Below are 20237 nucleotides of genomic sequence, written 5' to 3'. Positions count from 1 at the left end.
TAGCTCCGTATCGCTGTCCGAATTGCGCGGAGATGCCAAGGAGAGGCCCAGATGACCCCCTCGCTGCCTATAGATGATGCAGATCGCAACGCGATCGTCGCGGCGGTCGCAGAAAATTTCGAGGCGGAGACTTCGTTTCTGGCCGACTTCGTCAGGATTCCTTCCCAACGTTTCGAGGAAGGCCCGGCGCAGGACTTCATCGCCGCGGCGCTTCGTGAGCGCGGCTACGAGGTCGACGACTGGAAGATCGAGCTCGACGACCTGAAGGACCTGAAGGGCTTCGGCCCGATCGAGGGCGACTTCTCCCGCGCCCGCACGGTGGTCGGCGCGCATCGTCCCGCGACCGTCAAGGGCCGCTCGCTGATCCTGCAGGGCCACCTGGACGTGGTGCCAACCGGCCCGCTGGAGATGTGGGAGACGCCCCCCTACGAGCCCGCGATCAAGGACGGCTGGATGAACGGCCGCGGGGCGGGCGACATGAAGGCCGGCACGGTCTGCGCCCTCTTCGCCCTCGACGCCCTGCGCAAGGCCGGGTTCGAGCCCGCCGCGCCCGTCTTCTTCCAGTCGGTGATCGAGGAGGAGTCGACCGGCCTCGGCGCCCTCTCGACCCTGCAGCGCGGCTACCGCGCCGACGCGGCGCTGCTGCCCGAACCCACCGGCCACAAGTTCTCCAACGCCCAGGTCGGCGTGCTGTGGTTCAAGCTGAAGGTGCGCGGCAAGCCGGTCCACGTCTCCGTCGCAGGCGAAGGCTCGAACGCGATCATGGCGGCCTACGAGGTGCTCAAGAAGCTCCACGCCCTGCAGGAGGAGTGGAACCTGCGCAAGGGCGACGACCCGGCCTGGAAGGACGTGCCGCATCCGCTGAACTTCAACGCCGGCAAGATCAAGGGCGGCGACTGGGCCTCCTCCGTCCCCGCCTGGTGCGACGTCGACTGCCGCATCGGCGTGCTGCCGGGCTTCGACCTCGACAAGTGCAAGCAGGAGATCCTGGACTGCGTCGCCGCAGCCGCGCGCGACAACCCGTTCCTGGCCAACAACCCGCCCGAGGTCGTCTGGAACGGCTTCCAGGCCGAGGGCTGGGTGCTGGAGAACGGCGACGAACTGCACGGCGTGCTCTCGGACGCCTACGCGGACGTCTTCGGCGACGAGATGATGGAGCTGCGCTCCTCCACCGCGCTGACCGACACGCGGTTCTACGAGCTCTACTACGACATCCCCGCCGTCTGCTTCGGCCCCAAGGCCCTGAACGTGCACGGCTTCGACGAGAAGGTGGAGCTGGCCTCGATGCTCAAGGTCACCGAGACCATCGCCCTGTTCATCGCCCGCTGGTGCGGGCTCAACAAGATCGAGGCCGCGTGATGCCCGCCCCCGAGCGCAAACCCCGCATCGTCTTCGGCGGGTTCCTGCACGAGACCAACACCTTCGGCCCGTCGCTGGCGACCTACAAGGACTTCGTGGGCGGCGGCGGCTACGGCCGCATGTCGGAGGGCGAGGAGCTGCGCGCCAAGGTGCGCGGCGTCAACGCCGCCATCGCCGGCGCCATGGAGATCGGCGAGCAGGAGGGGTGGGCGTGCATCCCCACCCTCTACTGCATGGCCTCCCCCTCCGCCCACGTGACCGAGGACGCGTTCGAGCGGATCTCGGCCCGCCTGCTGGAGCTGATCGCCCAGGCCGGCGAGATCGACGGCATCTGCCTCGACCTGCACGGCGCGATGGTCACCGAGCATCTCGACGACGGCGAGGGCGAGTTCCTGCGCCGCGTGCGCGACCTGGTGGGGCCCGAGCTGCCGATCACCGTCAGCCTCGACCTGCACGCCAACGTCACGCCCCTGATGGTCGAGATGGCCGACGTGCTGGAGAGCTACCGCACCTATCCGCACGTGGACATGGCCGAGACGGGCCGCCGCTCGGCCCGGATGATGGCCCGGCTGCTCGCCGGCGAGAAATTCGCCAAGGCCTTCCGCCAGATCGACTTCCTGACCGCGATCAGCTGGCAGTCGACGTTCGAGGACCCCGCCCGGGCCCTCTACGCGAAGCTCGAGGAGCTGGTCGCCGACCCGCGCTGCCCGTCGCTCAGCTTCAACATGGGCTTCCCGGCGGCCGACTTCCCCGACTGCGGCATGGCGATCACCGCCTACGGCCCCGGCGCCGAGATCGCGGCCGAGCAGCTGGCGGCGGCCGTCGAGGCGGCGGAGGCCGACTTCAAGGGCCCCGTCTGGTCGCCCGAGGACGGCGTGCGCGAGGCGATGCGCATCGCCGAAGGCGCGACGAAGCCCGTGGTGATCTCCGACACCCAGGACAACCCCGGCGCCGGCGGCGACAGCGACACCATGGGCATGCTGCGCGCGCTGGTCGCCTGCGGGGCCTCGGGCGCCATCGGCAACATCTTCGATCCCGAGAGCGCGGCGGCCTGCCACGCGGCGGGCGAGGGCGCGACGATCCGGCTGGCGCTGGGCGCCAAGTCGAAGATCCCCGGCGACGCCCCGTTCGAGGCGGAGTTCGTGATCGAGCGCCTGACCGACGGGCGGTTCCTGGCCAAGGGCGGCTACTACTCCGGCCGCCAGATGGACATGGGCCCCTCGGCGCTGCTGCGCATCGGCGAGGTGAAGGTGGCCGTGGTCTCCTCCAAGGCGCAGATGGCGGACCGAGAGATGTTCCGCTCGCTCGGCGTGCCGCCGGAGGAGGAGAAGGTGCTGGTGGTCAAGAGCTCGAACCACTTCCGCGCCGACTTCCAGCCGATCGCCGAGACGATCCTGGTCTGCGCCGCCCCCGGCCCGATGGCCGTGGACCCCGCGACCCTGCCCTGGACCCGCCTGCGCCCCGGCCTGCGCACCTCGCCGCTCGGAACCCCGTTCCAGCCCTGAGCCCGCGCCGACCCGATCCCTGCGCGGAGCGTCGCCCGACCGCGGCGCTCCACGCAACCCCGTCCCGGCGCCGCCCGCACGCCGGGCGTCTCTCGCCGCCATCCGCCCCCCGCGCCCCGGCGCCACGCCCGAGCCCGCCGCAGAGCGCCTGTTCTTCGGAGCCGTCCGTCGCTGATGCCGATCAGAGCGAGTCGGGGGGAGGGGTCAGGGATCGCGAAGCGACCCCGCGCTCTGCGCGGGGCTTGTCCTTGACCCCTTCCCCCGACTCGCTCAGGCATCGTCAGCGACGGACGGATCCGAAGGACAGGCGCGGCCCCTGTTCTTTGGTGAGCTCCCGAAGCGGCCTTCCGCGGGCCCCCGGCCCGCGCGCGCGGCCCGCGCGCCCGCCAGGCCCGCCCGCAGGGCGCCTCCTCTCCGCCCCCTTTCCGTTTGCGTTCTTGCTTCGCACACGAACGAAGCTAGGCTTTGGACATGCCCTCTCCCGCCGCCCGCGACGGAGACGAGACTTGAGCCATTGCCCGCCGCCCCGTCCTGCGGCCGATCCTTCCCCCGACCCGCGCGCCCGCTCCGCGAGCCCGAGGCGCACCCCCAGCCACGACGCCGCCCCGCGCGGCGCGAACACGGAGGCGCGCCCGCCCCGATGATCGAGATCGACCACGTCAGCAAGGTCTTCGGCGCCGGCCCAAGCGCCTTCACCGCCCTCGACGACGTCTCGGTGACCATCCGAGACAACGAGTTCTTCACCCTGCTCGGCCCCTCCGGCTGCGGGAAGACCACGCTCCTGCGGGTGATCGCGGGGTTCGAGGATCCGACCTCGGGGCGCGTCTCGCTCGACGGGCGCGACGTGCTGGGGCTGCCGCCCTACCGCCGGCCGGTGAACACCGTGTTCCAGAACTACGCGCTGTTCCCCCACATGACCGTGGCCCAGAACATCGCCTTCGGGCTCGAGATGCTCAAGCGTCCCAGGGCCGAGGTGAAGGCGACCGTCGAGGAGATGCTGGCGCTGGTGCGCATGACCGCCATGGCCGACCGGCGCACCTCCGAGATCTCGGGCGGCCAGCAGCAGCGCGTGGCGCTGGCCCGCGCGCTGGCCCCGCGGCCCAAGGTGCTGCTGCTGGACGAGCCGCTGTCGGCCCTCGACTTCAAGCTGCGCAAGGACATGCAGCTCGAGCTCAAGCGCCTGCAGTCCGAGACCGGCATCACCTTCGTCTTCGTCACCCACGACCAGGAGGAGGCGTTGACCATGTCCGACCGGATCGCGGTGATGAGCGCGGGCGAGATCCGCCAGATCGGCGGGCCGCGCGACATCTACGACCATCCCGCCGACCGGTTCGTCGCCGACTTCATCGGCGACACCAACTTCCTCGAGGTCGAGCTGATCTCGGTCGAGGGCGAGAGCGCCCGCGTGCGCCTGCCCTCGGGGGTCGAGGCGCTGGCCCGCGCGCCGCAGGGCGACGCCTCGCCGGGCCCCGCGACGCTCGCCATCCGGCCCGAACATGCGACGCTGGTGGGCCCGGACCAGGGGCTGGTCGCCGGCGCCCTGACCGACGTGGTCTATTTCGGCACCGACACCCATTTCCACGTGGTCCTCGACGGGGCCGAGACCCGCTTCGTCCTGCGCCAGCAGAACCAGCCGGGCATGACCTCGGCCTTCGCGCCCGGCGACCGGGCGGGCGTGCAGTTCGCCGCCCAGGTCGGCCAGGTGCTGAGGGGCTGACGGGCATGGCCGTTTCCGCGCCAGACGCGCCCCGCCCCGACGCCCCCCACGACGCCGCCCGGGCCGCCGCCCGCCGCCGCTGGCTGCTGCTGGCCCCGGCGCTGGCGGTGCTGGTCTTCGCCGCCTCCGGCCCGCTGCTGATCGTTCTGGTCTACTCGTTCCTCGCGCCCGGGGACTACGGGGGCGTGGTGTGGAACTTCTCCACCGACGGCTGGTTCTCGGTGATCCTCGAGCGGGACTTCTTCTCCGAGGAGCTCAGCTTCGCCGACGCGCACCTGTCGATCTTCTGGCGCTCGATCAAGCTGTCGCTGCTGACCGCGCTGATCACCTTCGTCTTCGGCTTCCCCACGGCCTATTTCATCGCCACGCGTCCGCGCGGGCAGCGGGACATGTGGATGCTGCTGATCATGATCCCGTTCTGGACCAACCTCCTGATCCGGACCTTCGCGATCATGGAGCTGATCCGGGCCGAGGGCACGGTGAACATGGTCCTGATGGGCCTGGGCATCATCGACGAGCCCATCCAGATGCTGTTCACCGAGTTCGCGATCCTGCTGGGCATGGCCTACGTCTACCTGCCCCTGATGGTGCTGCCGATCTACGCCTCGATGGAGCGGCTGGACTTCTCCCTCGTCGAGGCCGGCTACGACCTCTACGCCTCCCGCCTCCAGGTCCTTCGCCGGGTGATCTTCCCGCTGGTGAAGCCCGGCGTGATCGCCGGCTCGATCCTCGTCTTCGTGCCCTCTCTCGGCGCCTACGTCACCCCGCGGGTGCTGGGCGGCGGCAAGCAACTGATGCTGGGCAACCTGATCGAGCTGCAGTTCGGCCAGGGCCGCAACTGGCCGCTGGGGGCCGCGCTGTCGCTGACCCTGCTGCTGATCGTGACGGTGGCGCTGCTGTTCTACGTGCGCGCCGCCGGGGCGGAGGAGAAGCCCCATGGCTAGGGATCATTTCGACGTCCGCCGCCAGACCGGCTTCGCCACGATCGCGACCGCCTGCTTCGTGATCCTCTACCTGCCGATCGTGCTGCTGGTGGTCTATTCGTTCAACGCCGGCTCCTCGATCGCGATCTGGGAGGGGTTCTCGTGGCGCTGGTACATCTCGGCCTGGCAGAACGAGCAGGTGCAGGAGGCGACGGTCCGCTCGCTGGTGATCGCGGCCTTCGCCTCGGCCATCGCCACGGCCTGCGCGGTGCCCGCCGCGCTCGCCACCACCCGGCAGGGGAGCTTCCGCGGCTACACCACCGTCTTCGCGCTGATCAACCAGCCGCTGATGGTGCCCGAGATCGTCACCGCCGTGGCGCTGCTGATCTTCTTCGCGATGATCAAGGTCGCCACCGGCTACACGGGCCTGTTCTACCTGATCATCGCCCACTCGGCCTTCTGCATCCCCTTCGCCTACATGCCGATCCGCGCCCGCCTGCAGGGCATGGACCTCAGCCTCGAGAAGGCGGCGATGGATCTCTACGCCTCGCCCTGGATGGCGTTCCGGCGGGTGACGCTGCCGCTTCTGTGGCCCGGGATCCTGGCGGGGGCGATGCTGGCCTTCGTGATCTCGCTCGACGACGTGGTGATCACCGAGTTCGTCAAGTCCGCCGGCCAGGACACGCTGCCGACCTACATGCTGGGCCAGATGCGTCGGGTGGTGACGCCCGAGGTCAACGCCATTTCGACCGCCCTCCTGGCGATCTCGATCGCCATGGTGGTCGTGTTCTTCTTCCTGAATCGGCGCAGGAAGTGAACCGACATGAAACAATCGCCGATGACCGACAGGAGCATTCGATGACTCATCTGAAGTCCACCGTCGCGGCGCTGGCCGTGCTGGCGGCCGGCCCGGCCTTCGCGGCGGGCGAGCTGAACATCTACAACTGGGGCAACTACACCAGCCCCGAGATGATCGAGAAGTTCGAGAAGGAGTTCGACGTCAAGGTGACGATCACCGACTACGACTCGAACGACACGGCGTTGGCCAAGATCAAGGCCGGCGGCCACGGCTTCGACATCGTGGTCCCCTCGGGCACCTACGTGCCGATCTTCGTCGCCGAAGGCCTGCTGATGGAGAGCCGGCCCGACCAGATGGAGAACTTCAAGAACATGGACCCGACCTGGGTCGACGTCGAGTTCGATCCCGGCCGCCGCTACACCGTGCCGTGGCAGTGGGGCACCGTGGGGGTGACGGTGAACACCTCGGTCTACGGCGGCGACATCAACACCGCCGCCATCTTCCTCGACCCGCCCGAGGAGCTGAAGGGCAAGATCAACGTCGTGCCCGAGATGATGGACGTGATGTCGACCACCATCTACTACATGGGCGGCGAACAGTGCACGACCGACAAGGAGGTGCTTAAGAAGGTTCGCGACAAGCTGGTCGAGGCCAAGAAGTCCTGGCTCTCGATGGACTACGGCAACATCGAGAAATACGCCAAGGGCGACCTCTCGGCCGGCGTGAACTGGAACGGCGCCAGCCTGCGCGCCCGCCTGCAGAACCCCGACATCGCCTTCGGCTATCCCAAGACCGGCTACCCGGTGTGGATGGACAACGCCGCCATCCTCGCCGACGCGCAGAACGTCGAGAACGCGAAGGCCTTCCTGAACTTCATCATGGACCCCGAGAACGCGGCCATGCTGTCGAACTTCGCCCGCTATGCGAACGGCATCAAGGGCTCGGAGGCGTTCATGGACGAGGAGATGGCCAAGGCCCCCGAGGTCGTCGTGCCTGAGGAGCTGAAGGCGGCCGGCATGGTCGCCAAGACCTGCCCGCCCGAGGCCCAGAAGATCTACACCGCGATCTGGACCGAGCTTCAGAAGTGAGCTGACCCGCGCCCGGACGGTCCTCCGTCCGGGCGCCCCTCTCCCGCTCGCCGGAAAGACCCCAGCCGATGCCCCGCGCCCGCCGCCTCCTGACGTCCCTCGCCCTGTGTCTCGCGCCCGCGGCGGGGATCGCGCAGTCGGGGCCGGATCCGATCTCCTGCCCCTCGCTCACGCTCTTCGCGCCCTATGACCAGGCCGCCGTGCAAGGCGCCTTCGCGGGCGTCTACGACAAGAGCATGCCGGTCCCGGAGGACTTCTACGACGATCCCGAGATCGACCCTGTGCGGCTGATGGGTTTCCTCGCCTACGCGTTTCCGGACCGGGTCGAGATTTTCCACAAGCGCTACTCCGACCTCGACTCGGTCCTCCTCATGGTCGCCGTTCGGAGCGACCAGGTCGTCGCCTATCACTGCGGCCAGATCGTCACGCCCTGACCCCCTCGCCCTGGCCGCGGCCGCAGGCCGATCCCGCCGCGAAGCGGCGCTTGCCCGCCCCCGGCGAAGCCGATACGCCGCGAAGCGGCGCCCCTCTCGCCTTTCGCGCCGACCCAACGACGGAGCCTCTGCCGTGACCCCCGATCTCGTCATCCTCAACGGCCGCCTGATCACCATGGACCCCGCCCGCCCGCGGGCCTCGGCCCTGGCCATCGCCGCGGGCGTCATCGTGGCGGTGGGCGAGACGGCCGAGATCCGCGGCCTCGCCGGCCCCGCGACCCGCGTGGTGGACGCCGGCGGCGCCACCGTCCTGCCCGGCTTCATCGACAGCCACGTGCACCTGTTCCAGGGCGCCATCGAGCTCGACTACCTCGACCTCTACGGGACCGAGGGGATCGAGGCGCTGACGGCGAAGGTGCGGCCCTACGCGGAGGCCAACCCCACGGACGCGGTCGTCTTCGCCATCCAGGGCGACTATTCGATCCTCGGCCCCCGGCGCCACACCACCCGCCAGGACCTCGACCAGGTCCTGCCCGACCGTCCCTTCGCCATGTTCGCGCCCGACCACCACACCGTCTGGGCGAACACGAAGGCGCTGGAGCTCGCGGGCCTGCTGCACGGCGGCGAGACGGACATGGGCTCCGAGATCATGATGGCCCCCGACGGGACCGCGACCGGAGAGCTGCGCGAGCCCGGCGCCTACGCCCCGATCCTGAGCCACACCCGCTATGGCGGGCGGGACATGTTCGGCCTCGTCACCGGCGCCGACCCCGTGCCCGCGCCCACGGCCGAGGAGCGCGCGATCGACGCGAAGGTGATGGCGCGCGGCCTGAAGCACGCCGCCTCCCACGGCATCACCGGCCTGCACAACATGGACGGCAACTTCTACACGGCCGAGCTGCTGAAGGCCTGCGAGGAGGCCGGCGACCTCCTCTGCCGCACCGAGGTGCCGTTCCATTACAAGAGCTTCGACAGCCTCGACCGGTTCGAGGAGGCGGAAGAGATGCGCCGCCGCTTCACCGGCGACTGGGTCTGGTCGAACCGCGTGAAGATGTTCATGGACGGCGTGGTCGAGAGCTCGACCGCCCTGATGATCGAGCCCTACCCCGGGCTCGAGACCACCGGCGACGCGGTGTTCGAGCCGGAGCATTTCAACGCGGCCTGCATCAAGGCCGACGGGCTGGGCTTCCAGATCGCGGTCCACGCCATCGGCGACCTGGCGGTGCGCCGCACGCTCGACGGCTACCAGGCGGCGCGGGAGGCGAACGGCGTGCGAGACTCCCGCCACCGGATCGAGCATATCGAGGTGCTGGACCCCGCCGACCTGCCCCGCTTCGTCGAGCTGGGCGTGGTCGCCTCGATCCAGCCGGGCCACGCGCCCTTCGGCGGCGTGTTCCCCCCCGACGGCGCCGGCAAGATGCTGCATGAGCGCCAGATCCCCTGGTCCTACGCCTGGCGCAGGATCCGGGATTCGGGGGCGCGGGTGATCTTCTCGACCGACTGGCCGGTGATGCCGGTGGACGTCACCACCAACCTCAAGGCCGCCGTGGCGCCGATGGACCTCGGGAGCCCCTGGGCGGACAACACCCAGACCCTGATGGAGACGCTGGAGAGCTACACCGCCGGCAACGCCTGGATCGAGTTCAACGAGGCCCGCAAGGGCCGCCTCGCCCCCGGCATGATGGCCGACGTCGCGGTGATGTCCCACGACCTCGAGGCGCTGCCCCCGTCCGAGATCGACCGGGCCCGCGCCGCCCTGACGATCTGCGGCGGCCGCGTCACCTGGGAGGCCTGAGCCGGGCGCGGCGCGCCTGGCCCGGGCCGCCCCCCTCCGACGGCCGCCGGCGGAGAGGCGGACCGCGCGGGGCCCCGGGTCGAGCCCGGGGCGCCGGGCGCCCGGCCCCGGGGCGGGACCTCAGGCGAAGAGGAAGTCGCCCGGGGTCAGCTCGTCGGCGTCCACGCCCTTGAGCTTCAGCAGGTCGCCCTTGCCGCCGTAGTCGACCAGCGCGGCCTTGCCCTTGTCGCGGATCTCGAGGTCCTTGAAGCGGTCGGCGCCGCCGTCGAAGACGATCCGGTCGCGGCCGTCCTGCCAGTCGAGCAGCAGGTCCTTGCCGTCGCCCTGCGCGAAACGGAAGCGGTCGCCGCCGCCGCCGCCGGCGAGCTTGTCCCGCCCGGCGCCGCCCACGATCTCGTCGCCGCCGCCGCCGCCCTTCATCCGGTCGTTCCCCGCGCCGCCCAGCAGCAGGTCGCCGCCGGCGCCGCCCAGGACCTTGTCCTTGCCGCCCGCGCCCTCGACCTGGTCGTCGCCGTCGCCGCCCTTGAGCTTGTCCTTCCTGCGGTCGCCGAAGATCAGGTCGTCGCCCCCGCCGCCGTCCACGATGCCCGGCCGGGCGCCCGCGAACACCAGGTCCGGGGCGTCGTCGCCGGTGAAGCGGAACTTCGGGTCGTCCTTGCCCGGCGCCCCGTCGTCCGGCGCCGCGTCCGAGACCAGCAGCGCCCACAGCCCGCCGACCTCCGCCACCCCGATCGCCTTGGCGCCGGCGAGGGCCGCGGCCGCGTCGGGATCCTCGAGGAAGGCCTCGGCCACGCCCCTGGCCTTGCCCGCGGCCGGCAGCGCGAAGAGCTGGGCGCCCGCGAGGCCCCCGAAGCCGCCCGCGGCCCCGGCCAGCGCCTCGGCGAAGGCCCGGCCGTCGCCCAGGACGTCGGCCCAGCCGGCGGCGCCCCCCTCCTGCGCGGCCTCGTGCCACTCGGCCCGGCGGTTCAGCACCCAGTCGCGCGCGATGCGGTTGGCCGCGGCGAAGAGGCCGACGGACAGCTCCCGATCCCCCGCCGCCGCCTCGGCGAAAAGGGCGGCGACCTGCCCCTCCAGCTTGCCGCGGCCGTCGCCGACGTAGTCGCCGAAGGCGACCGCGCGGACGGCGAGGTTCACCTCCGCCGCCGGCGCCAGCGCCTTGAGCTTCATCGCGACGTCGCGCGCCTCGATCGGGCCCGCCCCCGCGCTCGGCGCATGGCCCTGCTTCAGGCCGCGGTCGAGGAACCAGGCCAGCAGGCTGGAATGCTGGCCCGCGTTCACCGCCGCGACCGCCTCGGGATGGCGCTCGGCGTACCACTCGGGATCGAAGAGGGGCGCCCCCCCGTCCTCCGCCGCCGCGAGGAAGGCCTTCGCCGAGGCGCCCCCGCCGCCCGAGGTCTCGCCGTTGATCTTGTCCTCGACCATCTTGCGGACCGAGGCGGAGTAGCCGTTGGTGTAGACCAGGCCCGCCAGGAACCCGCCCCCGACCGCGCCGACCGGCCCCAGCGTGGCGCCCCCGGCCAGGCCCGCCGCGCCGGTCGCGACCATGCCGGCGATGAAGTCGGTGATCTCCACCGCCGCCTGCTTGGCGCCCAGCGCCGCGCCCCCCTGGTTGAGGGCCGAGCCGATGTTCTGCAGCCGCCCCGCCACGTCGAAGACCTTCGCCGCCGCGCCGAAGCGCGCGGCCCAGGTCCCCAGGAAGGCGACCACGTCGTCGCCCGCCTCCAGCGCCGCGTTGATCTTCTCGAACAGCTCCAGCCCGAAGCCTTCCAGGTCCACCACGCCCAGCTGCAGCAGCGACAGCTTGGTGTCGTCCAGCAGGTCCTCGACGTCCGAAAGCAGCGGCGTGCGCTCGGGCGCGAAGGTGAAGGTCACGTTGTACCACTGCGGCACGCCGTCGAGCTTCGGCGGCTTCAGCGTGACGAGGTGGCCGAGGTAGTCCTGCCCCGCCCCCAGCTCGAAGCTCAGGTGGCGCACGTCCATCGGGCGGCCCGACAGCGCCGGCCCCTGGGTGCGGTGGATCACGACGTCGAGCTCCCCGCCCAGCTTGGCGGTGGTGTGGAAGGTCACCACGTCGTGCTGGTTGGCCTTGTCGAGGTAGCCCCAGATCCGCCAGGGGTCGTCGGTGATGAACGGCCCCTTGTGGTGGGCGTCCCGCGGGAACGATCCCGGCGGCGCCCAGGGCGGAGCCTCCGGCGAGCCCAGCAGCAGGTCCGCCGCCCGCCGGTCCCCGTCGGTGAAGACGATCTGCGGGTTGCGCAGGCCGTAGGAGATCTCGTGGTCGAGGTCGCGCACGTCCTCGATCCCGGCGAAGTCGAGGGTCACGTCCTCCTCTCCCGGCCGCTCCAGCACCAGGCGCTGGGCGCCCAGGGTCACGCGGACCACCGCCCCCTCGTCCAGCGAGGCGAGGGGCAGGTCGAGCACGTCGAACCCCGCGCCGCCGTCGATCTCGGGCGCGGGTTCGTCGGCGAGGTCGAGGCGCACGCCCTCGAAGACGTCGTCGCCCGCCCCGCCGTTCATCACGTCGCCGCCCGGCTGCTCGGCGTCCGCCGGCCCGCCGCGGCTCCAGTGCAGGCGGTCGTCATCGGCGCCCCCGAAGAGCCAGTCGCGGGAGCTGTGCTCGCCCCGCAGCTCGTCCTCCCCCTCCCCGCCGAAGAGGGAGCCGCCGTCGTCCTTGTTGAACAGGATGAAACCGGAGGGGCCGGCGTAGAGGCGGTCGTCCCCCGCGTCGCCGTAGATCTCGTCGAAGCCGTAGCCGCCGTAGAGCCGGTCGTTCCCGGCCCCGCCGTGGACCTCGTCCGAGCCCTTGCCGCCGTCGACGTAGTCCGCGCCCTCGCCCCCGAAGAGGGAGTCGTCGTCGTCCCCGCCGTTCACCGTGTCGTCGCCGCCCGCGCCGTAGAGCTCGTCGTTCCCCGGCCCGCCGTAGATCGAGTTGCGGCCCTCGCTCCCCTCTGCGTAGTCGACCAGAACGAAGTCGGCGTCCGCCGGCCCCAGCCCGCCGCCGTAGACGGCCGACGCGTTGCGGATGATCTCGATCGAGATCAGGTCGGTGAGGCCGTCCGCGGCCGTGCCCCTGCGCGCGAGGCCCGGCGTCTGGAAGGTGACCACGCCGCCTTCGGCATCGAAGGTGTCGCGCCCCGCGCCCCCGTCGACGATGGCGTATTGCCCCGACAGCGGCATGACCGAGAACTGGTCGTCGCCTTCGCCCCCGAACAGCCGGTCGTTCCCCGTGCCGCCCCGCACCAGGTCGCGCCCGGCCCCGCCGTAGAGCGTGTCATCGGAATAGTCGTAGATGAAATAGATCCCCGGGGCGCCCGAGACGCGGTCGTCCCCCTCGCCGCCGTAGACGGTGTCGTCGGTGCGCTCGCCCCCGCCCACCACGTCGTTCCCGCCGTAGCCGCGGACCACGTAGGGCTCGTCGCGGTTCGCGGGATCGCCGACGAGCGTGTCGGGCCCTTCCCCGCCGGTCAGGGTGATGGTCATGGCGCGTCCCTCCCCAGGGTTTCCGTTACGATACCCAAACCCTCCCGAGAAATCGACCGTCCCCAACCTGCGGGCTTTGGTTCACGCCCGGGATCGGCCAGACTGGGGCTTGGGGAGGACGTGGCATGAGCATCGCAACGCAGCCGGTCGAGACGCTGGACGTGCTGATCGTGGGCGCGGGCCTGTCGGGCATCGGCGCCGCCTGCTGGCTGACCCGCGAGGCGCCGTCGAAGGCCTGGGCCATCGTCGAGGCGCGCGAGGCGCTGGGCGGCACCTGGGACCTGTTCCGCTATCCGGGCGTGCGCTCGGACAGCGACCTCTACACCTTCGGCTACGACTTCAAGCCCTGGACCTCGCCCAACGCCATCGCCGGGGCCGAGGAGATCCTGGCCTACCTGCGCGAGGCCGCCGACGAGCATGGCGTGACGCCGAAGATCCGCTTCCGCCGCCGCCTGCTGCGCGCCGACTGGTCCTCGGCCGAGGCGCTGTGGACCGTGCGCCTGCGCCACGAGGAGGACGGGAGCGAGAGCGTGCTGCGCGCCCGCTGGCTGTTCGGCGCGACGGGCTACTACGACTACGCCGAGGGCCACCGTCCCGCCTTCCCGGGCGAGGCGGATTTCGCCGGCCCGATCCTGCATCCCCAGTTCTGGCCCGAGGCGTTCGACGCGGCCGGCAAGCGCATCGCCGTGATCGGCTCGGGCGCCACCGCCGTCACCCTGGTCCCGGCGCTGGCCGAGACGGCGGCCCACGTGGTGCAGGTCCAGCGCACGCCGACCTACGTGCTGCCGATGCCCTCGGGCGATCCTCTGGCGAACCTGTTCCGCCGGCTGCTGCCCGCGAAGACGGCCCATGCGCTGGCCCGGCGCAAGAACATCGCCCGCCAGCGCTGGGTGTGGCTTCTGTGCCAGAAGTATCCGCAGACCGCGCGGCGGATCATCCGCTGGGCCAACCGCAAGTCGCTGCCCGCGGGCTACGACGTCGACCGGCATTTCAACCCGCCCTACGGCCCCTGGGACCAGCGCCTGTGCGCCGTGCCCGACGGCGACTTCTTCGAGGCGATCAAGGCCGGGCGCGCCTCGGTCGTCACCGGCGCGCTGGAGCGGATCACCCCCGCCGGCCTGCGCATGGCCGACGGGACCGAGATCGAGGCGGACGTGATCGTCGCCGCCACCGGGCTGAAGCTGAAGCTCTTCGGGGGGGCGGTCCTGTCGGTGGACGGCGCGCCGGTCGATCCCGCGCAGCGGCTGGTGTTCAAGGGCATGATGCTCGACGGCGTGCCGAACTTCTGCTTCGCGGTGGGCTACACCAACGCCTCCTGGACGCTGAAGGTGGGGCTGCTGTGCGAGCATTTCTGCCGCCTGCTCGCCCACATGGACGCGACCGGCGCCGCCGTCTGCACGCCCGTGCGGCCGGAGGGCGAGATCGACACGCGGCCCCTGCTCGACTTCAAGGCGGGCTACGTGCTGCGCGCGCTCGACGCGCTGCCGCGCCAGGGCGACCGGGCGCCGTGGGAGATGACCTTCAACTACCACGCCGACGAGAAGCTGCTGCGCCGCGGGCCCGTCGACGACCCCGCCCTGCGGTTCGAGCCCGCCCCCGCCGGGCCGCGCGCCGAGGAGCGCGCCGCATGAGCCGGTTCGAGGGGCGCGTCTGCGCGATCACCGGCGCCGGCTCGGGCATCGGGCGGGCGCTGGCGCTGGAGCTGGCGGCGCGGGGCGCGCGCCTCGCGCTGGCCGACGTCGCGCAGGCGGGACTGGACGAGACCGCGGCGCAGGCGCGCGAGCGGGGGGCCGAGGTCGAGACCACCACGCTCGACGTCTGCGATCCCGCCGCGCTCGCCGCCTGGGCGGAGGCGACCGAGGCCCGCTTCGGCGCGGTCCACCAGCTCTACAACAACGCCGGCATCTCCCGCGGGTCGGGCCCGTTCCTGGAGATGCGCCAGGGCGCGTTCGAGCGGATCGTGGAGGTGAACCTGTGGGGCGTGATCCACGGGACCCGCGCCTTCCTGCCCCGCCTGGTCGCCAGCGGCGACGGGGCGCTGGTCAACATCTCCTCGCTCAACGGGCTGATGGCGCAGGCGGGGCTGTCGGCCTACTGCGCCTCCAAGTTCGCGGTGCGCGGCTTCACCGAGGCGATCCGGGTGGAGATGCTGATGGCGAAGGCCCCGGTGCAGGTGGTGGTGGTGCATCCCGGCGGCGTGGCCACCAACATCGCGCGCGCCGGCCTCGCCGACCTGCAGGAGGCGCCGGCGGCCGAGCGCGCCCGCGCCGAGGCGAGCGTGAAGGTTTACGAGGAGAAGCTCCTGAAGATGCCGCCCGAGACGGCGGCGCGGGTGATCCTGGACGGCGTCGCGCGCGGCCGGACGCGCATCGTGGTGACGCGCACGGCGGTCTGGCTCGACCGCTTCATCCGCCTGTTCCCCGAGCGCTATCCCGTCCGCGTGGCCGCCGAGCAGGCGAAGCTGTTCCCCGACCGCGGATCGCCCGAGGGCTGAGCCCGCCTCCTGGGCGCAGCCCCGCCGCGGACGCCCCGGCGGCACGGCGTCCGTGGCCGTTGAACACCGTCTCGCCGGGTCCCATCGTGCAGGATGCACGCCGACCCTTCTTCCCGCGGAGCCAGGACATGACCCAAGCCACCGCCGCCGCCCCCATCGCCTACACCTCCGGCCAGAAGATCCTGCACTGGGCGGTGGTCGTTCTGATCGCCGCGCAATGGCTGATCTTCGACTCGATGGGCCGCCCGTTCCACGCCTCGATGGACGCGGGCGCCCCGGTTTGGAGCACGATCCCGGTCATTCACCTCGGGATCGGCGTCGCGGTGCTGGCGCTGGCGCTGGCGCGTCTGGGCCTGCGCGCCCGCCACGGCGCGCCCGAGGCGCCCGATGACGAGCCGGAGCTGTTCCGCACCGCCTCGAAGTGGGCGCATCGTGCGATGTACGCGCTGCTGCTGCTGATGCCGCTGTCGGGGCTGGTCGCCTGGTTCGGCCTGGTCGGCTCGGTCGCCGAGGCGCACGAGATCATGATGAACCTGCTGCTGGCGCTGATCGCGGCGCATGTGGCCGCGGTGCTGGTGCACCAGTTCGTGTGGAAGACCGACCTGCTTCAGCGGATGAAGTGAGCCGCGCCCGGGCGGGGAGACGCGGCGCGCAGGCTCAGCCCCGCGCGGCCTCGCCCCGCCCGTAGGCGCGCAGCAGCATGTCCACGGCGGCGGCGACGGTGCGCGCCACCTCCGCTTCGTCCACCGGGCCGTGCTGGCCGCAGAACAGGCGGCGCCGCCACAGGCCCGCGGTCGCCAGCTCGATGAACTGGGTCGCGGCCATCATCGGGTCCGGGACCGCCAGGCGCCCCGCCTCGACCTCGCGCGCCAGCGCCTCGGCCAGGCGCGCCTTCATGTGGCTGGGGCCGACCTTGTAGAAGCGCTCCCCCATCTCGGGCAGGCGGGCCACCGCGCCGATCACGATGCGCTGGGCGGCGACCACCTCGTCCGAGCACAGGATCCGGCACAGCGCCTCGCCGAAGCGGGTCAGCTTCTCGTCCAGCGGCAGGTCCTGCTCCAGCACCGCCGAGAGGCCGGCGAAGATCCGGTCGCGCTTGTCGGCGATCAGCGCCTCGAACAGCTCCTCCTTGTCGGAGAAGTAGACGTAGATCGTCCCCTTCGAGACGCCGGCCGCGCGGCGCACGTCCTCCATCGAGGCGGACTCGAACCCCTTGTCCAGGAACACCCGCGCGGCGCCGTGCAGGATCTGCGCGCGCTTGGCGGGATCGGCGCCGGCGGCATGGCGGCGCGCGGGCGCGCCCTCGCCGGCGCGCGGGGCGGAAGCGTCTGCGGCGGCGGTCGAAACGGTCATCGGAGCTCCAGGAGCGTGGCGTCGGGGTTCATATATAATCGAACCGAGCGGTTCGATGAAGTCTTGATCCGGGCGCGCCGACCCACTAGATGAGATCGAACCAGCCGGTTCGACGGCGGACCCGGGCGGCGTCGACGCCCCCTCCCTCCGCCTCCCGGCCTGACCGAGACACGCCCGCCCGCGGCCCGGCCGCGGCGCGGAAGACCCCGAGGACGCCGAGATGTCGAAGCACGATCCCAGGACGGCCGAGGCCGCGCGCGACGCCGTTCCCGTCGCGCCCGCCCTGCGCGACGGCGCCGAGGCGCCCGCCGCGGCGGCCCGCGCGCCCGAGCCGCAGGCGCCCGCGAAGCCGAAACGCTCCGGCCGCCGCAAGGCGATCCTCGCGGCCCTCGGCCTCGCCGCGCTGGGCGCGGGGGGCTACGAGGGCTGGCATTACTGGACCGTCGGCCGCTTCATGGTCGAGACGGACGACGCCTACGTGCAGTCCGACATCACCCTGATCTCCAGCCGCGTGCAGGGCTACGTCGCGGCCCTGCCGGTGGACGAGAACACCCATGTGAAGGCCGGCGACGTGCTGGTGCAGCTCGACGACGGCGACTATCGCATCGCGCTCGCGACGGCGCGCAGCCGGGTCGCCACCGCCGACCGCACGCTGGCGCGCATCGACGCCCAGATCGAGGCCGCCCGCGCCGCCATCGACCAGGCCATCGCTGGCCAGCACGCGGCCGAGGCGACGCTGAAGAACGCCTCGATCAGCCTCGACCGGGCGAAGGACCTCGTCTCGCGCAAGGTGGCCGCGCAGGCGCAGCTCGACGCGGCGACCGAGGCCTACGACACCGCCTCGGCCAATCTCGCCTCCACCCAGGCCGCGGTCGAGAGCGCCCGCGCCCAGGTCGACGTGCTGGCCGCCCAGCGCGCCGAGAGCGAGGGCGCCAAGCACGAGCTGGAGCTGGCCGTCGACCAGGCGGAGCGCAACCTCGACCTGACCACGCTGCGCGCCCCGGTGGACGGGACGCTCGCGAACCTCGCGGTCGAGACGGGCGACCTCGCCGCCCCCGGCGCGCGGCTCGCGGCGCTGGTGCCCGACGACGGCTACTACATCGAGGCGAACTTCAAGGAGACGCAGATGCCCGGCGTCGCGCCGGGCGAGCGGGTGGAGATCACCTTCGACGCCCTGCCCGACCGCAGCTTCGAGGGGACCATCGCCTCGACCGCGCCGGCCACCGGCTCGATCTTCTCGCTGCTCCCGGCGGAGAACGCGACGGGCAACTTCACCAAGGTCGTGCAGCGCGTGCCCGTGCGCATCGAGATCCCGATGGAGGCGCAGGAGAGCGGCGCCCTGCGCGCCGGCCTCTCGGCCATCGTCTCGGTCGACCTGCGCACCGCGCCCGGGGGCGACGCCGCCGCGGCACGCCCGGCCTCGGCCCCCGCGGGGACCCCGGATGCGGAGGCGGCCCGGGTCGCCTCCGCCCGCTGATCGCCCGGCGCCTCGCCGGCGATCCAGCGGAAGGGGGGCGTGCCGGCCCCCCGTTTTCTTCGCGCCGCGCGCCGCCCGTTTCCTTCGCGGCGCGCGCGCGCCGCCCGTCGCCCGCACCCCGCGCGCGGGCGCATCCGTTCAGGGCTCCGCAGACCGGGCCCGCCCTTCGCCTCGGCCGACGCGACGCTCGCCGACCGGGACGTTCCGCCAGAGCCAGGGAACGCACCGCATGTCCGCCGCCGCGACCTCGTCGCCCGCCCCCCGCGTCGCCGAACCGGAGCTGACGCCCCGCCGGGTGATCAGCTTCCTGGTGATGGTCTTCGGGATGTTCATGGCGATCCTGGACATCCAGATCGTCTCGGCCTCCCTGCCCGAGATCCAGGCGGGCCTGGCGGCCGGCCCCGACGAGATCAGCTGGGTGCAGACCTCCTACCTGATCGCCGAGGTCGTCATGATCCCGCTGTCGGGCTTCCTCGGCCGGATGATGTCGACGCGGCTGATGTTCACCGCCGCCGCGGCGGGGTTCACCTTCGCCTCCTTCATGTGCGCGATGTCCTCGTCCATCGGCGAGATGATCCTGTGGCGCGGCGTGCAGGGGTTCCTGGGCGGCGGCATGATCCCTTCGGTCTTCGCCGCGGCCTTCACGATCTTCCCCCCCTCCAAGCGGCCCATCGTCTCGCCGATGGTGGGGCTGGTGGCGACGCTGGCGCCGACGGTGGGGCCCACGGTCGGAGGGTATCTGTCGTTCCACCTGTCCTGGCACTGGCTGTTCCTGGTCAACGTGATCCCCGGCATCCTGGTCGCGCTGGGCGCCTTCCTGCTGATCGACTTCGACAAGCCGGAGTGGAAGCTCTTCGATCGCTTCGACTGGTGGGGGCTGCTGGCGCTCGCGGGCTTCCTGGGCGGCATGGAATACGTGCTCGAGGAAGGGCCGTCGAACGACTGGCTGCAGGACGAGGCGGTGGCGGTGCTCGCCGTGATCATGGTCGTGGGCGGGATCGTGACCTTCTGGCGGGCGCTGACGCGGGAGGATCCGATCGTCGACCTCTCTGCCTATTCGGACGTGAACTTCACCATCGGCTCGGCTTTCTCGTTCGTGATGGGGATCGGGCTTTACGGGCTGACCTATCTCTACCCGCTCTACCTCGCCTCGATCCGGGGCTACGACAGCCTGCAGATCGGCGAGACGGTGTTCGTCTCGGGCCTGGCGATGTTCTGCTCGGCGCCGCTGGCGGGCATCCTCTCGCGCAAGCTGGACCTGCGGGTGATGCTGCTGATTGGGTTCCTGGGCTTCGCCACCTCGACCTGGATGCTGACCGGGCTGACCGCGGACTGGGACTTCGACGAGCTGCTGGTCCCCCAGATCCTGCGCGGCCTGTCGTTGATGCTGTGCATGGTGCCGATCAACAACCTGGCGCTCGGCACCCTGCCGCCGGAGAAGATGAAGAGCGCCTCGGGCCTCTACAACCTGATGCGCAACCTCGGCGGCGCGGTGGGTCTGGCGGTGATCAACACGATCATGTCCGACCGCGCCGACCTGCACTACGAGCGGCTGCGCGAGTCGGTGACCTGGGCCAACCCCGAGGCGCTGCGCCAGATGCAGATGCTGGAGGGGAACCTGACCTCGCACGGACTGGACCCGGCGGGGGCGCTGGCGCAGATGGCCGGGCGGCTGCACGGCCAGGCGACGGTGATGAGCTTCATCGACATCTTCTTCCTGATCGCGATCCTGTTCGGGGCGCTGGCGATGGTGGCGCTGTTCATGTCGAAGCCGCCCGACGGCAAGACCGTCGACGCCCACTGAGGCCGGCCA

At 71.6% G+C, this 20237-nt stretch carries 15 protein-coding genes; 13 read left to right on the top strand and 2 right to left on the bottom strand.

Going from position 1 to position 20237, the window contains the following annotated elements; all coding sequences use genetic code 11:
* The first annotated feature begins 51 nt into the window (after positions 1–51).
* The 8 genes from P2H44_RS14320 to P2H44_RS14285 all read left to right on the top strand — a co-directional run bounded on the left by P2H44_RS14320 (position 52) and on the right by P2H44_RS14285 (position 9620).
* Positions 52–1359 (top strand): ArgE/DapE family deacylase, encoded by a 1308-nt coding sequence (locus P2H44_RS14320; RefSeq protein WP_275764435.1) that lies wholly within the window; start codon positions 52–54, stop codon positions 1357–1359.
* Entirely contained in the window at positions 1359–2864 is a 1506-nt protein-coding gene (locus tag P2H44_RS14315; RefSeq protein WP_275764434.1) for a M81 family metallopeptidase, read from the top strand. Before P2H44_RS14320 ends, P2H44_RS14315 begins: the two co-directional genes overlap by 1 nt.
* Before the next feature lie 640 nt (positions 2865–3504).
* Positions 3505–4581, top strand: coding sequence for an ABC transporter ATP-binding protein (locus P2H44_RS14310; RefSeq protein ID WP_275764433.1), 1077 nt, complete (start codon positions 3505–3507; stop codon positions 4579–4581).
* A gap of 5 nt (positions 4582–4586) precedes the next feature.
* Entirely contained in the window at positions 4587–5525 is a 939-nt protein-coding gene (locus tag P2H44_RS14305) for an ABC transporter permease (protein WP_275764432.1), read from the top strand.
* Positions 5518–6321 carry an ABC transporter permease gene (locus P2H44_RS14300; protein ID WP_275764431.1) on the top strand — a complete coding sequence of 268 codons (804 nt, stop codon included), beginning with the start codon at positions 5518–5520 and terminating at the stop codon, positions 6319–6321. Before P2H44_RS14305 ends, P2H44_RS14300 begins: the two co-directional genes overlap by 8 nt.
* Before the next feature lie 41 nt (positions 6322–6362).
* Positions 6363–7391, top strand: a complete 1029-nt coding sequence (locus tag P2H44_RS14295) for an ABC transporter substrate-binding protein (protein WP_275764430.1) — start codon at positions 6363–6365, stop codon at positions 7389–7391.
* A gap of 68 nt (positions 7392–7459) precedes the next feature.
* The gene (locus P2H44_RS14290; protein ID WP_275764429.1) at positions 7460–7825 is read left to right on the top strand and encodes a hypothetical protein; all 366 of its coding nucleotides are present in this window, start codon (positions 7460–7462) and stop codon (positions 7823–7825) included.
* Positions 7826–8000: 175 nt separating this feature from the next.
* Positions 8001–9620, top strand: coding sequence for an amidohydrolase (locus tag P2H44_RS14285; RefSeq protein ID WP_462976296.1), 1620 nt, complete (start codon positions 8001–8003; stop codon positions 9618–9620).
* A 120-nt stretch (positions 9621–9740) separates the two neighbouring features.
* Here the strand turns inward: P2H44_RS14285 and P2H44_RS14280 are convergent, their stop codons facing one another.
* Positions 9741–13100: a calcium-binding protein gene (locus tag P2H44_RS14280; protein WP_275764426.1), complete on the bottom strand. Its 3360-nt coding sequence runs from the start codon at positions 13098–13100 to the stop codon at positions 9741–9743.
* A gap of 125 nt (positions 13101–13225) precedes the next feature.
* On the opposite strand from P2H44_RS14280, the gene P2H44_RS14275 reads away from it, so the two are divergent.
* The 3 genes from P2H44_RS14275 (at position 13226) to P2H44_RS14265 (ending at position 16217) form a co-directional block, all read left to right on the top strand.
* Positions 13226–14731: a flavin-containing monooxygenase gene (locus tag P2H44_RS14275; protein WP_275764425.1), complete on the top strand. Its 1506-nt coding sequence runs from the start codon at positions 13226–13228 to the stop codon at positions 14729–14731.
* Positions 14728–15594, top strand: coding sequence for an SDR family NAD(P)-dependent oxidoreductase (locus P2H44_RS14270; protein WP_275764424.1), 867 nt, complete (start codon positions 14728–14730; stop codon positions 15592–15594). Before P2H44_RS14275 ends, P2H44_RS14270 begins: the two co-directional genes overlap by 4 nt.
* A gap of 128 nt (positions 15595–15722) precedes the next feature.
* Positions 15723–16217 carry a cytochrome b gene (locus tag P2H44_RS14265; protein ID WP_275764423.1) on the top strand — a complete coding sequence of 165 codons (495 nt, stop codon included), beginning with the start codon at positions 15723–15725 and terminating at the stop codon, positions 16215–16217.
* Positions 16218–16251: 34 nt separating this feature from the next.
* Here the strand turns inward: P2H44_RS14265 and P2H44_RS14260 are convergent, their stop codons facing one another.
* On the bottom strand, positions 16252–16947 hold the full coding sequence (locus P2H44_RS14260; RefSeq protein WP_275764422.1) for a TetR/AcrR family transcriptional regulator: 696 nt from the start codon (positions 16945–16947) through the stop codon (positions 16252–16254).
* Positions 16948–17167: 220 nt separating this feature from the next.
* Here P2H44_RS14260 and P2H44_RS14255 point away from each other — a divergent pair, with 220 nt between their 5' ends.
* Both P2H44_RS14255 and P2H44_RS14250 read left to right on the top strand, forming a co-directional pair.
* Positions 17168–18424: an HlyD family secretion protein gene (locus tag P2H44_RS14255; protein ID WP_275764421.1), complete on the top strand. Its 1257-nt coding sequence runs from the start codon at positions 17168–17170 to the stop codon at positions 18422–18424.
* Positions 18425–18653: 229 nt separating this feature from the next.
* Positions 18654–20228 carry a DHA2 family efflux MFS transporter permease subunit gene (locus P2H44_RS14250; RefSeq protein ID WP_275764420.1) on the top strand — a complete coding sequence of 525 codons (1575 nt, stop codon included), beginning with the start codon at positions 18654–18656 and terminating at the stop codon, positions 20226–20228.
* Positions 20229–20237: the final 9 nt, after the last annotated feature.

The sequence above is a fragment of the Albimonas marina genome (genome assembly GCF_029223255.1).
Taxonomy (GTDB): domain Bacteria; phylum Pseudomonadota; class Alphaproteobacteria; order Rhodobacterales; family Rhodobacteraceae; genus Albimonas.
Note: the sequence above shows the minus strand (reverse complement) of the source record. Positions and strands in the feature narration are given on the sequence as shown.